The sequence below is a fragment of the Mycobacterium sp. UM_WGJ genome (genome assembly GCF_000455125.1).
Classification (GTDB): domain Bacteria; phylum Actinomycetota; class Actinomycetes; order Mycobacteriales; family Mycobacteriaceae; genus Mycobacterium.
Genome location: NZ_AUWR01000008.1, coordinates 371,811 through 385,539 on the forward strand (window position 1 = coordinate 371,811; position 13,729 = coordinate 385,539).

At 67.7% G+C, this 13,729-nt stretch carries 12 protein-coding genes; 1 reads left to right on the forward strand and 11 read right to left on the reverse strand.

The features are described 5' to 3' along the window. The first annotated feature begins 104 nt into the window (after positions 1–104). Entirely contained in the window at positions 105–740 is a 636-nt protein-coding gene (locus N416_RS0103600) for a TetR/AcrR family transcriptional regulator (RefSeq protein ID WP_024440768.1), read from the forward strand. Here the strand turns inward: N416_RS0103600 and N416_RS0103605 are convergent. From N416_RS0103605 to N416_RS0103655, 11 genes are all read right to left on the reverse strand, one after another. Beyond that, positions 734–1,438 (reverse strand): PE-PPE domain-containing protein, encoded by a 705-nt coding sequence (locus N416_RS0103605; RefSeq protein WP_024440769.1) that lies wholly within the window; start codon positions 1,436–1,438, stop codon positions 734–736. The genes N416_RS0103600 and N416_RS0103605 overlap by 7 nt on opposite strands. 12 nt (positions 1,439–1,450) lie before the next feature. After that, positions 1,451–2,560, reverse strand: coding sequence for a glutamate 5-kinase (proB, locus tag N416_RS0103610; protein ID WP_024440770.1), 1,110 nt, complete (start codon positions 2,558–2,560; stop codon positions 1,451–1,453). Further along, positions 2,557–4,002, reverse strand: a complete 1,446-nt coding sequence (gene obgE, locus N416_RS0103615; RefSeq protein WP_024440771.1) for a GTPase ObgE — start codon at positions 4,000–4,002, stop codon at positions 2,557–2,559. Before obgE ends, proB begins: the two co-directional genes overlap by 4 nt. A 48-nt stretch (positions 4,003–4,050) precedes the next feature. Further along, positions 4,051–4,311: a 50S ribosomal protein L27 gene (rpmA, locus tag N416_RS0103620; RefSeq protein ID WP_024440772.1), complete on the reverse strand. Its 261-nt coding sequence runs from the start codon at positions 4,309–4,311 to the stop codon at positions 4,051–4,053. Positions 4,312–4,328: 17 nt separating this feature from the next. Further along, positions 4,329–4,640 (reverse strand): 50S ribosomal protein L21, encoded by a 312-nt coding sequence (rplU, locus tag N416_RS0103625; protein ID WP_024440773.1) that lies wholly within the window; start codon positions 4,638–4,640, stop codon positions 4,329–4,331. Positions 4,641–4,792: 152 nt separating this feature from the next. After that, on the reverse strand, positions 4,793–7,735 hold the full coding sequence (locus tag N416_RS0103630; RefSeq protein WP_024440774.1) for an Rne/Rng family ribonuclease: 2,943 nt from the start codon (positions 7,733–7,735) through the stop codon (positions 4,793–4,795). 296 nt (positions 7,736–8,031) lie between these two features. Continuing rightward, positions 8,032–8,478 carry a nucleoside-diphosphate kinase gene (gene ndk, locus N416_RS0103635; protein WP_024440775.1) on the reverse strand — a complete coding sequence of 149 codons (447 nt, stop codon included), beginning with the start codon at positions 8,476–8,478 and terminating at the stop codon, positions 8,032–8,034. Between the two features lie 85 nt (positions 8,479–8,563). Further along, positions 8,564–8,914, reverse strand: coding sequence for a DUF4233 domain-containing protein (locus N416_RS0103640; protein WP_024440776.1), 351 nt, complete (start codon positions 8,912–8,914; stop codon positions 8,564–8,566). Beyond that, on the reverse strand, positions 8,911–10,326 hold the full coding sequence (locus N416_RS0103645) for a folylpolyglutamate synthase/dihydrofolate synthase family protein (protein ID WP_024440777.1): 1,416 nt from the start codon (positions 10,324–10,326) through the stop codon (positions 8,911–8,913). The genes N416_RS0103640 and N416_RS0103645 overlap by 4 nt, the downstream gene beginning before the upstream one ends. Then, on the reverse strand, positions 10,323–12,974 hold the full coding sequence (locus tag N416_RS0103650; RefSeq protein WP_024440778.1) for a valine--tRNA ligase: 2,652 nt from the start codon (positions 12,972–12,974) through the stop codon (positions 10,323–10,325). The genes N416_RS0103645 and N416_RS0103650 overlap by 4 nt, the downstream gene beginning before the upstream one ends. Positions 12,975–13,065: 91 nt before the next feature. Beyond that, complete coding sequence (locus N416_RS0103655) at positions 13,066–13,656, reverse strand: DUF937 domain-containing protein (RefSeq protein WP_024440779.1); 591 nt, start codon at positions 13,654–13,656, stop codon at positions 13,066–13,068. Between the last annotated feature and the right edge of the window lie 73 nt (positions 13,657–13,729).

Genomic DNA, 13,729 nt, shown 5'->3' on the forward strand with positions numbered 1-13,729 from the left:
AGACCTCCTCGGGGTATGGCCCCGGTCACACCGGGCTCGAACCGACAGTAGGTCTAGACAGTCTGTCTAGTCAAGACGTCGGCCTTGCCGTTACGCTGCTCGCTGTGGCTTCTGTGACCCGCAAGCCCGCCGCCGGCCGCCAGGAGCGGCGCGAGGAGATCGAACGGCATCTCCTCGATGCCACCGAGCGACTGATGAGCGCCGGCGCCAGCTTCACCGAACTCAGCGTGGACCGCCTTGCGACTGAGGCCGGCATCTCACGCGCCAGCTTCTACATCTACTTCGAGGACAAGGGTCACCTGTTGCGCCGGCTCGCCGGCCAGGTGTTCGGCGATCTCGCCGCGGGGGCCGAGCGCTGGTGGGGCGTGGCGCAGCGCCGCGATCCCGGCGATGTCCGCGCCGCGATGGCCGCGATCATCGCCAACTACCGGCGGCATCAACCACTGCTGATCGCGCTCAACGAGATGGCCGGCTACGACCCGCTGGTGGGCGCCACCTACCGGGACTTGCTGACCGGCATCTCCGGCCGGGTGGCCCAGGTCATCGAAGACGGCCAGGCCGACGGCTCCATTCGCCGCGAGTTGCCCGCCACCGCAACCGCCAGCGCCCTCACCTGGATGGTGGAGCGGGTATGTCAGCAGAACCTGCCGGCCCGCGACGCCGACTACGATTCGGAACTCGCCACTGCCCTGACGGAAATCGTTTGGGGCGCACTGTATCTCAAGCCCACCGATCAGTAGCTCCAGGCCGAGCGGTCATAACTGCGCTCGATACGCCGACGCCTCTTGCGCCGGGTGGGACAAAACACGTAGGTGAGGTTGCCGCGGGTGACCCGGATGTTGTCGGGACTGTCCAGGTTGACCCGGAAATAGTTGTTGTGCACGGTCACCAGTCCCAGCAGAGCGTTTCTGACGGCCAACGCGTCGACGTGTGCGGCGGGCAGGTTGGGAAAGTCGGCCATGCCGTCGTATTGGCGGCACAAATCCGTCACCGCGAACCGGGTGTCCGCGGGCACACCGACGCCGCCGTAGTCGGGCAGCTTCATGAACGTGACCAGCTTCGGATCGGCCTGGTAGATGCCATGGAACGGCTGTTCGGGGTTGGCCAGCAGCAGAAACGACACCTTGTCGGTGGGGACCGGCGAGGTCGGCCCCTTCTCGCGCAACCACTTACAGGCGACCTGTGCCCCCATGCTCACGGCGTAGACCAGTACGTCGTCGGCATCGGGTGCGGCGCTGAAGTGAGCGGTCAGCATGTCGTCGAGGGCTTGCGCACCGCGCTGCACCGCGGCGACGGCCGGGACATAGCGCAGGCCCTCGAAGTAGGTGTTGGGGTACTTGACGTTTGTCACGGTCTTGCCCCTGGTGACCGCACCGCGGCACATGAACCGCAGAAACCCACTCCAGCCGGCCCCGTCGATGGTGAATACGGTGCTCATGCGGACGAGTTCCTAAACTGCGACCAGATCGTCGGCATGCACCACCGGCCGGCGCGCGTCCGGTGCCAACTCGGCGGTCGAATGGCCGATCATGTCGTCCAGCTCGGCGGCGTCGTAGCCGACCACGCCGCGGGCCACCACGGCTCCGTCCGGGCCACACAGTTCGACCACGTCGCCGCCGTAGAACCTGCCCGCGACCGCGGTGATCCCGGCCGGCAGCAGGGAGCGCCGGCGATCCAGCACCGCCTCGACCGCCCCGGCATCCAGCGTCAGCACCCCGGCCGCGTCGGCGGCGTGACGCACCCAGAACTTGCGTGCCGACAACCGTTGCGCCCGGGGCGCGAAGACGGTCCCCACCGATGCGTCGGAGAGGGCGGCAGCGGCCTCGCCGGCCGCGGCCAGCAACACCGGAACTCCCGCGTCGGCGGCCAGCAGTGCCGACGACAGTTTCGACACCATGCCGCCGGTGCCCAGGTGGCTGCCCTCGCTGGCGACCACATCGGCGAGGTCATCCGGTCCGGCTACCTCGGGGACCAGGCGGGCCGGACCCTTACGAGGATCGGAGTCATAGAGGCCGTCGATGTCGGAGAGCAGCACCAGTGCGTCGGCGCCCACCAGATGCGCGACCAGCGCCGAGAGGCGGTCGTTGTCGCCGAAGCGGATCTCGCTGGTGGCCACGGTGTCGTTCTCATTGACGATCGCCACCGCGTGCAACGCCCGCAGCCGGTCCAGGGTGCGGGCGGCGTTGGTGTGCGACACCCGCATCGACACGTCCTGCGCGGTGAGCAGCACCTGTCCGACGGTGCGGCCGAACCGGCCGAAAGCGGCACTCCACGCATTGACCAGCGCCACCTGGCCCACGCTGGCGGCGGCTTGCTTGGTGGCCAGGTCGGTTGGCCGCTTGGTCAGTCCGAGCGGCTCCAGGCCGGCGGCGATAGCCCCCGAGGACACGATCGTCACATCCGAACCGGCCTTCATCCGGCCTTCGATGGCCTCGGCCAGTCCAGCCAGCCGGGCCGCGTCGAACATGCCCGATTCGGTGGTCAGGGCGGTGGTGCCGATCTTGACCACGACGCTGCGCGCGGTCCGAATCGCTTCGCGCGCAACACCGGTGCCGGTCACGATTCCTCCGTGTGCTCGCGGCGCTGCTTGCGAGCGACCTTTCGTTCGGCGGCACCCACTCGGTCGGTACGCTCCAGCCTGCTGTCGGTGCCCCGACCGGACAACGTGATGTCCACCCCCGCCGGAGTGGTCGGCTCCCAGTCGAAGGTCATGTCTCCGATGGTCACCGCGCAGCCCGGTGTGGCGCCTCGCTTCAGCAGTTCGTCTTCGACCCCGAGCCGGGCCAACCGGTCACCCAGGTAGCCGACCGCTTCGTCGTTGTCGAAGTTGGTCTGGTGCACCCAGCGCTCGGGTTGTGTACCGCGCACAAGGAACCCGCCCTCGCCGTCGGATTCCACGGTGAACCCGGTCTCCCCCGCGCGAACGGGCCGGATCACCGGGCGGCGCGCCACCGGCTCCGGTTGTGCGGCGCGATACGCCGACACCATCTCGGCCAGCGCAAACGTCAACGGCCGCAAGCCGGCACGGCTCACCGTCGAGACCATGAACACCGGCCAGCCGTACTGGGCCGCGATGTCATCGCGGACGAACTCCGCCATCTCCAGCGCCTCGGGCACGTCGATCTTGTTCAGTACCACCGCGCGCGGCCGGTCAACCAGGTCGCCGAGCGTCGAATCCCCTTGCATGGTGGGGGTATAGGCAGCCAGTTCGGCTTCGATCGCCTCGATGTCCGAGAGCGGGTCACGGCCCGGTTCGGCGGTCGCGCAGTCTACGACGTGCACCAGCACAGCGCAGCGTTCGATGTGCCGCAGGAAGTCCAGGCCCAGCCCGCGACCGGTCGAGGCACCGGGGATGAGTCCGGGCACATCGGCTGCGGTGAAGGTGTTCTCTCCGGCCGAGACCACGCCCAGATTGGGCGCCAACGTGGTGAAGGGATAGTCGGCGATCTTCGGCTTGGCCGCCGAGATCACCGACACCAGCGCAGATTTGCCCGCGGACGGAAACCCGATCAGCCCGACGTCGGCGACGGTCTTGAGTTCCAGCGTGAGGTCGCGGGTTTCGCCCTTCTCCCCCAGCAGTGCGAAGCCGGGCGCCTTTCGGGCGCGCGACACCAGCGCCGCATTGCCCAGCCCGCCGCGTCCTCCGGCGGCCGCCTCGAAGCGGGCACCCGTCCCGACCAGGTCGGCCAGCAGCCTCCCGTGCTCGTCGAGCACGACGGTGCCGTCGGGAACCTTGATCTCGAGGTCCGCGCCGGTGGCGCCGTCCTTGTTGTTGCCCTGGCCCTGCTTGCCGGACGCCGCGTTGATGTGCGGACGAAAGTGAAAGTCCAACAGGGTGTGCACCTGCGGGTCGACGACCAGCACGACACTGCCGCCGCGACCACCGTTGCCACCGTCGGGACCACCGAGCGGCTTGAACTTCTCTCGGTGAATCGAGGCGCAGCCGTTGCCCCCGTCGCCGGCGCGCACATGGATGACAACGCGGTCGACGAACCGGGACATGGCGTTACTACCTATCCGGCGCCGAATGGCGCCCAGTTACGCCGGCGACTAGTCGCGGGCGACAGGCACGATGTTGATCAGCTTGCGGCCGCGCTTCACACCGAATTCGACCGCACCGGGTGCCGTGGCGAACAGGGTGTCGTCGCCGCCGCGCCCGACGTTGACGCCGGGGTGGAAGTGGGTGCCGCGCTGCCGCACCAGAATCTCGCCGGCCTTGACGACCTGGCCGCCGAACCGCTTGACGCCGAGTCGCTGGGCGTTTGAGTCGCGCCCGTTACGTGAGCTGGAAGCGCCCTTTTTGTGTGCCATCTCGCTGCCTCCTGCTGCTACTTGATTCCGGTGACCTTGAGCACGGTCAGCTGCTGACGGTGACCCTGCCGCTTGTGGTAGCCGGTCTTGTTCTTGAACTTGTGGATGCGGATCTTCGGACCCTTGGTGTGCTCCAGGATCTCGCCGGTGACCGCGACCTTCGCCAGCTTGGCGGCGTCGGTGGTGACGGTGGCACCGTCCACCACCAGCGCGACCGGCAGCGAGACCGACGATCCCGGCTCGGACTCGATCTTCTCAACCTTGAGCACGTCACCAACGGCAACCTTGTACTGCTTGCCGCCGGTTTTGACGATTGCGTACGTCGCCATCGTTGGTTTCTACCTCTGCTTCTCGGGCGCGCACGCCATCGGGACTTGCGCAGGTGTCTGGGGTTCTGTCCGCCGAGCTGTGGTTATTCCCGCCTGGCGACAACTGGTCAAGGGTACGTGACCAGCGGCTAAGGGGTCAAACCGGCACGATGTCAGATCGGTGGCCCGGCCGGCCGGGCCGCCGCACGTCGACGTCGCGGACGCTCGACCACCGCAACCGCCACCTCGGGTTCGTCCGCGTCCTCGGAGTCCTCGGCATCGTCGGAGTCGTCTTCATCGGAGTCGTCTTGGTCTGACTCGTCGGACTCATCGGACTCATCGATGACGTCCAGGTCGTCATCGAAGTCCTCGTCGTCATCGTCGTCGAGATCGACTTCGTCGTCATCGTCGTCGACATCCTCATCGACGTCCTCATCGACATCTTCGTCGTCGCTGTCCTCATCGACGTCTTCGTCGTCCTCGGCGAGGTCCTCATCGGCCACGTCGGACTCCAGGGCCTCCTGGGCCACCTCGCCGGCGCCCTCGGTCTCCTCGGCGCCTTCGGCGTCCTGGCCGGCCAGGTTCACCACCAGCTCATCGCCCTCGGGCGCAGTCCCGTGCTCGTCGTCCGACTCGTCGTGCCGGTCGCTGGCCGCAGCCATCGCCTTGAACATCGGGTGGTCACCGGGCGTGTGCACCGGAACCTTGACGACCGCCGGTTCGTCGACCTTCGGCTTCTTCGATCGCTTGCTGCGGCGGCTGCTGGTGGTGCCGCCACCGCCCGGTTCGGTCTTGCGTCCCGGCCCGGCAGAGTCCACCGGGTCGGCGTGCAACACGATGCCACGCCCGGCGCAGTGCTGACACGAGGTCGAGAACGCCTCGATCAGCCCGGTGCCCAAGCGTTTGCGGGTCAGCTGAATCAGCCCCAGCGACGTCACCTCCGAAACCTGATGGCGGGTTCGGTCACGGCCCAGCGCCTCGGTCAGCCGACGCAGCACCAGGTCCCGGTTGGACTCCAGCACCATGTCGATGAAGTCGATGACGATGATGCCGCCGATGTCACGCAGGCGAAGCTGTCGCACGATCTCTTCGGCGGCTTCCAAGTTGTTCTTGGTCACCGTCTCTTCGAGGTTGCCGCCGGAGCCGGTGAACTTGCCGGTATTGACGTCGACCACTGTCATCGCCTCAGTGCGGTCGATAACCAGCGTGCCGCCCGAAGGCAGCCAGACTTTGCGGTCCAGCGCCTTCGCCAGCTGCTCGTCAATGCGGTGCACCGCGAACACGTCCGGCCCGGCCTGGCCCTCCGGACCCGTCGGCGCGGTGTAGCGGGTCAACTTCGGCACCAGCTCGGGTGCCACCGAGCCCACGTAGTCGTTGATGGTGGCCCAGGCGTCGTCACCGGAGACCACCAACTCGGAGAAGTCCTCGTTGAACAGGTCTCGGATCACCTTGACCAGCACGTCGGGCTCTTCGTAGAGCGCCACTGCGGCTCCGGCGGCTTTCGCCTTGGTCTCGGCGGCGGTGGCCTCGATCTGGTTCCAGCGTTCCTGGAGGCGTTCGACGTCGGCGCGGATGTCGGATTCCTTGACGCCCTCCGACGCGGTGCGGATGATCACGCCGGCGTCCGCGGGCACCACCTCGCGCAGGATCTCCTTGAGCCGCTGACGTTCGGTGTCGGGCAGCTTGCGGCTGATGCCGGTCGACGATGCGCCCGGCACATAGACCAAGTAGCGACCCGCCAGCGACACCTGCGTGGTCAGCCGGGCGCCCTTGTGTCCGATGGGGTCCTTACTGACCTGCACCACGACGTAGTCGCCGGGTTTGAGCGCCTGTTCGATCTTGCGGTTGGCACCGCCGAGTCCGGCAGCTTCCCAGTTCACCTCACCGGCGTAGAGCACGCCGTTGCGGCCCCGGCCGATGTCGACGAAGGCGGCCTCCATCGACGGCAGCACGTTCTGGACGACGCCCAGGTAGACATTGCCCACCAGGGAGGTCGATGCGGCAGACGTGACGAAGTGCTCGACCATCACGCCGTCTTCCAGCACGGCGATCTGGGTGTAGCGGGCGCCCTGGTGCGGGGGCTCGGTCCGGACCCGGTCACGGACCACCATCCGGCGTTCGACGGCCTCGCGGCGGGCCAGGAACTCGGCCTCGCTCAGGATCGGCGGGCGGCGGCGCCCGGCGTCGCGACCGTCGCGACGGCGCTGCCGTTTGGCCTCCAGCCGTGTCGAGCCGGTGATGCCCTGGATCTCGTCGTCACCGGTGCCGCGGTCGCTCTTGGCGGACCGGTTGGTCTTGGCGCGCGGGGCCCGCTCATGCACGACGGTGTTGGGCGGGTCGTCCGAGGACGCGGTGTCCTCTTCCTCGCCGGTCCCGGCCTTGCGGCGACGGCGACGGCGACGGCGACGGCTGCCCGCGTCGTCGGCCGAACCGCCTTCCTCGTCGGCGGCGTCCTCGGCGTCTCCGGCCTCCTCCGATTCAGCGGCGGAGTCGTCGTCCTCGGTCTCATCGTCGGCGTCCTCGGCTGCCGCACCCTCAGACCCGCGGCCGCGGCCACGGCCGCGGCGTCCACGGCGGCGGCGCCGGTTGGCGGGCCGGTCGCCGTTCTCGTCATCGGTGTCGGCGTCGGCATCGGCGTCGGAGCCGCCGATGTCGTCGTCGCCGTAGTCGTCCGCGTCGTCTGACTCGACTTCGACGTCGCGCGGCACCGCGCGCTCGAAGGCGACCGGCTGCGGCGCCACGAACAACGGCATGTAGTCAGCCCGCACAGCGGCCGGCTCCGGTGCCGTTTCCAGCAGCAACCGGGACTCCGGCTCGTCGGGGACCTCGCCCGTCGCGTCGGCCTCCCCGGCCTCCTGAAACAGTCCGGTGACAGCGGGCGCGGCTGCCGAGTCCAGCAGGTCGCGGACCCGCACCGCCTCGACCCGATCCACGCTGGAGTGGGCGCTGCGCGCCCGCCCGTCCAACTCGGTCAGCGCCTCCAGGACCCGCCGGCTGGTGGTGCCCAGAACCCGCGCCAGCGAGTGCACCCGAAGTCGATCGGGCAGCTCCTCATGCTCGCTCGGTGCTGCTGATACCTCTGAATCAGGACCATTAAAAAAAGAGGGGTCTGCCACGTACGTCTCCTCAAGCCCCCGGGCGCGTCGTTGCGACGCGGCCACGCGAGGACTTCTCGTTATGGGCCCGGCTCACTTCCCCGGGCTTGTGGTGGTCTCGCTCCGAGGGGCTCGGGTTGAACCGACTCGGTGCCTGGCTGAATGAAAACCGGCGATCGGCGCCGCATCACATATCGCGACCGTCGCACTCGCCGAAGTCTTCATTCGGGTGTCGGAAACCGGTCCGGTGACGTTCACCCGTTAGTCAGTATCCCACACAATCCACAGGAGCCGAACGAAAGGCACTAACTCCGCGGTCAGGCCAGGGTCATCGGATCCGTCGACACCGACGGCTTCAGGTCGGGGAACCACAGCGCGATCTCACGCTCGGCCGACTCCGGCGAGTCCGAGCCATGCACCAGGTTGAACTGGGTCTCCAGACCGAAATCACCGCGGATGGTGCCCGGGGTGGCCTTGGCCACCGGGTCGGTACCACCGGCGAGCTGCCGGAACGCCTCGATGGCGCGCGGTCCCTCCACCACAGCGGCGACCACGGGACCCGAGGTGATGAAGTCCAGCAACGAAGCGAAGAACGCCTTGCCGTCGTGCTCGGCGTAGTGCTGCCGGGCCACGGCCTGCTGTACCGGCCGCAGTTCCAGGGCCGCCAACGTCAGGCCCTTCTTCTCAATCCGGTTGATGATCTCGCCCACCAGCCGCCGGTTCACGCCGTCCGGCTTGATCAGCACCAAAGTCCGCTCAGTCATGCAGCGCCGCTCCTCATCCATTGCTCCGCCCTGCGTCGTCGCCAGCGGCACGGCGACAGCGTACCGGCCCCGGTCACCGGTTCCGTCACGAGCGTCGCAAGACCACCGCACGGAAATAGGCGATCAGCCCCCACACCACGGTGAACACCAGGCCCATGATGCCCACACCGGGATAGATCACGAAGCCGGCCACCAGTACCGGTTGCAGCGCCAGATTGGCCCAAATGGCCCAGCTGCGGCCCTGGATGCCGGCGAACAAGAGCAGCACCAGCGCCAAGCCGAGCAGGTACGCCAACGAGAACGGTGTCAGACCGCCCCCGACGACGCCGACCACCGGCAGAGCCAGCAGCACCGTGATGGCTTCAAGTATCAGCGTCGCGGCCATCACGCCGCGAAAACCCCGCCAGGGGTCAGGAACGTCGGTCGGTTGGGTCATGCCGGGTCCTTCCCGAACAGCGAGCGGGCCGCACCGGCGGTGACCACCGATCCGGTGATCACGATGCCGGCTCCCGAAGCTTGGCCTTCGGAATCGAATTCGTCGACCAGCGCTGTGGCGGTGTCGATCGCATCTTCAAGCGTCTCGGTGGTGACCACCCGGTCGTCACCGAACCACCGCGCTGCCGCAACGGTAAGCGTCTCGACGTCCAGCGCACGCGGTGAACCGTTATGGGTCACCACGATTCGATCAAACGCGGGCTCTAGCGCCGCCAAGATTCCGTCGACGTCCTTGTCAGCGAGCACGCTGAGGACACCGACCAGATACCGGAAGTCGAAATCTTCGGCCAGGGCCTGGGCCAGCACGGCGGCGCCGGCCGGGTTGTGCGCGGCGTCGATGAACACGGTGGGCGAACTGCGCATCCGCTCCAGCCGGCCGGGGCTGCGCACCGCGGCGAAACCCGCCCGGACGGTCTCGACATCAAGCTGCCGATCGGCGCCGGCCCCGAAGAACGCCTCCACCGCCGCCAGCGCCAGCACCGCGTTGTGGGCCTGATGCTCACCGTGCAACGGCAGAAAGATCTCGGAGTACACCCCGCCCAAGCCCTGCAGTTCCAGCACCTGTCCGCCGACCGCGAGTTGACGGCTGCGCACCGCGAACTCGGAGTTCTCCCGTGCCACCGCGGCATCCGCGCGCACCGATTCGGCGAGCAGCACCTCCATCGCCTCGGGCGCCTGACGGGCGATGACCGCCACGGTGTCGGTCAGTTCGTCCGGCGAGCGGTGAATGATGCCGGCCTTCTCCGCGGCGATACCGGCGATGTCGTCGCCGAGGTAGTCGACGTGGTCGATGCCGATCGGGGTGATGACGGCGACCGGAGCGTCCACGACGTTGGTGGCGTCCCAGCGGCCGCCCATGCCGACTTCCACAATGGCGACGTCGACGGGAGCGTCGGCGAAGGCTGCGAACGCCATCCCGGTGAGCACCTCGAACTTGCTCATGGCCGGTCCCCCGTCTGCCTGCGAGGACGCATCGACCATCTGCACGAAGGGCTCGATCTCGGCGTAGGTCTCCACATAGCGCGCCGGGCTGATCGGCTGGCCGTCGATCGCGATGCGCTCGACCGCCGACTGCAGATGCGGGCTGGTGGTGCGCCCGGTCCGGCGGCTGAATGCCGTCAGCAGCGCGTCGATCATCCGCACCACCGAGGTCTTGCCGTTGGTGCCCGCGACGTGGATGGCCGGGTAACCGCGCTGCGGCGATCCGAGCAGTTCCAGCAGGGCGTTGATGCGCGTCAGGCTCGGTTCGATCTTGGTCTCGCCCCACCGCTGATCGAGCAGGTGCTCGACCTGCAGCAGCGCCGCGACCTCGTCCGGGGTGGGCTCAGTGGTGCCGACCGGTTGATCGGTCACGCCAGGCCTGCCAGACGCGCGGTGATCCGCTCCACCTCGTCGCGGGCCAGCTGTTGGCGGGCCCGGATCTTCTCGACCACAGCCTCGGGCGCCTTGCCCAGGAATTCGTCGTTGCCCAGCTTTGCCGAGGTGGCATCGAGGTCCTTGCGCGCGGTGGCCAAGTCCTTTTCCAAGCGGCGGCGTTCCGCGACGACGTCGACGGTGCCCGAGGTGTCCAGTTCGACGACGACGGTGCTCGTCTTGGCACCGGCGCCGAGCCTTACCTCGACGGTGGCCGAGGGCGCGAAGTCCTGTCCCGGCTCGGTCAGCCAGGCCTGGGACGCCACCGCGGCCACCTGGGTGGCCAGGTCGGCATCCTCGATGCCGGTCAGCCGGGCCGGGACCTTCTGCCGGTCACGCAGACCCTGGTCGCTGCGGAACCGGCGCACCTCGGTCACCAGCTTCTGCATGTCGGTGATCCGTTGCGCGGCCACCTGGTCCAAGGCGATGCCCGACGGGGCCGGCCAATCCGCGATCACCAGCGACTCTGCACCGGTGAGCTCCTGCCACAGAGTTTCGGTGACGAAGGGGATCACCGGGTGCAACAGCCGCAACAGGGTGTCGAGCACCGCCGCGAGCACGGCCGTGGTGTGGGTCAGCCCCTGCCCCAGCTGAGTCTTGGCCAATTCGACGTACCAGTCGCAGAACTCGTCCCAGGCGAAGTGATACAGCGCCTCGCACGCCCGTCCGAACTCGTAGCCCTCGAACGCCGAATCTACTTCGGCACGAACCTCTTCCAGGCGCCCCAGGATCCAGCGGTCGGCGTCGGTCAGTTCCTCCACCGGTGGCAGCGGCGCCGGCGAGGCGCCGTTCATCAGGGCGAACCGTGTCGCGTTGAACAGCTTGGTGACGAAGTTCCGCGACGCGCGGGCATGGTCCTCACCGATCGACAGGTCACTGCCGGGGCTCGCCCCGCGGGCCAGGGTGAACCGCAGGGCGTCGGCGCCGAACATCTCCACCCAGTCCAGCGGGTCGATCCCGTTACCGCGGGACTTGCTCATCTTGCGACCGTGCTCGTCACGGATCAGGCCGTGCAGGAACACATTGCGGAACGGAACCTTGCCCTCGGGCAACGCGGCGTCGCCGCCGACAAAGGTGCCGAACATCATCATCCGGGCGACCCAGAAGAACAGGATGTCGTAGCCGGTCACCAAAACGCTTGTCGGATAGAACTTCTCCAGCTCAGGCGTGGCGTCCGGCCAGCCCATCGTGGAGAACGGCCACAACGCCGAGGAGAACCAGGTGTCCAGCACGTCGGGGTCCTGCTCCCAGCCCTCCGGTGGGGTCTCATCCGGTCCGACGCAGACCTTCTCGCCGTTGGGCCCGTGCCAGATCGGGATGCGGTGCCCCCACCACAGCTGCCGGGAAATGCACCAGTCGTGCATGTCGTCAACCCAGCCGAACCAGCGCGGCTCCAGGCTCTTGGGATGGATGACCGTGTCTCCGTTGCGGACCGCGTCACCGGCGGCCTTGGCCAGCGAGGAGACGTCGACCCACCACTGCATGGACAGCCGCGGTTCGATGACCTCGCCGCTGCGATCGGAATGCCCGACGCTGTGCACGTAGGGACGCTTCTCGGCGACGATGCGGCCTTGCGCGGCCAGCGCTTCACGCACCGCGACCCGGGCCTCGAACCGGTCCATGTTGTCGAACTGTGTTCCGGTGCCGGTGATCCGGGCGCGTTCGTCGAGGATCGTCGGCATCTCCAGCTGGTGACGCAGGCCGATCTCGAAGTCGTTGGGATCGTGGGCGGGGGTGACTTTGACCGCGCCGGTGCCGAATTCGGGGTCGACGTGCGCATCGGCGACCACAGCGATCTGTCGTTCCAGGAACGGGTGCGGCAGGAAGCTGCCCACCAGTTCGCGGTACCGGTCGTCGTCGGGATGCACCGCGATCGCGGTGTCACCGAGCATGGTTTCCAGCCGGGTGGTGGCCACCACGATATGGGGCTCGGCGTCATCGAGTGAGCCGTAGCGGAACGACACCAGCTCGCCCTCGATGTCTTCGTATTTGACCTCGAGATCGCTGATTGCGGTCTGAAGCACGGGCGACCAGTTGACCAGTCGCTCGGCCTGATAGATCAGCCCGGCGTCGTAGAGCCGCTTGAAGATGGTGCGGACCGCCCGCGACAGGCCGTCGTCCATGGTGAAGCGTTCACGGCTCCAGTCCACACCGTCGCCGAGCCGGCGCATCTGGCCGCCGATGGTGCCACCGGACTCCCGCTTCCAGTCCCACACCTTCTCGATGAACAGTTCGCGGCCGAAGTCTTGCTTGCTCTTGCCGTCGGCGGCGAGCTGGCGTTCCACCACGCTCTGGGTGGCGATGCCGGCGTGGTCCATGCCCGGCAGCCACAACACCTCGTAGCCCTGCATCCGCTTACGACGGGTCAGCACGTCCATCAGGGTGTGGTCGAGCGCATGCCCCATGTGCAGGCTGCCGGTGACGTTCGGCGGGGGCAGCACGATCGAATAGCCGGGCTTATCGCTGGTCGGATTCGCGGTGAAGTAGCCGGCATCCACCCAACGCTGGTAGATCGCGTCCTCTACCGCACCCGGCTCCCATGACTTGGGTAGGTGATCGGTGTCGGCGGCGTTGGGAGTGTCAGTCACCGGTCAATTCTAGGAATGCCTGCCGAGCAGTCGCGAAAGCCCCCGAATCCGGCACGATTCGGGGGCTTTCACGACTGCTCACGCAGGTGGGCTACTTCTTGCCGCCGAGCAGACCCCCGAGGATGTCGCCGATGGCGCCGCCGGTCTTGCCGCCGATCATGTTGCCCAGGATGCTGCCCATCGACTGGTTCTTGGCGGCACCGCCACCGGCCATACCGCCCAGGATGCTGCCCAGGACGTCACCGAGGCCGCCACCGGAGGCTTGTTCCTGGGCCGGCTCGGCCTTCTGGCCGCTGAGCTGCTTGCCGATGTAGGCGAGCACGATCGGCGCGATGATCGGCAGCAGCTTCTGCAGTAGGTCGTTGTTGCCCGCGCCGGCACCCGAGAGCGCCGACGCGACCTGGCTGGTGTCGTTGCCGCCGAAGATGGTGGAGATCACCTGCTGGCCTTCGGACTGACTGGCGCCCAGCGCGTTGTCCAGCAGTCCCTGCGCCGCGAAGGTCGAGGCGGTGTTGACGATGCTGTTGGCCTGACCCGGGTCTTGGGCGTTCTGACTCAGCCCGCCGACCAGCACCGGCACCAGGGTTCGGATGGTGCTGTCCACTTCACCCGCGTCAGCGCCGAGCTGGTTGGCGATGTCCTGGATGGGGATCTGAGCGAAAAGATCGTCGAGACCGGCCATGAGATTCCACCTTCGTTGCTGGGTGCCGCTAGGGCAGCGGTCGAAAATGACATTAGCGGAAAGATCAGTGGCC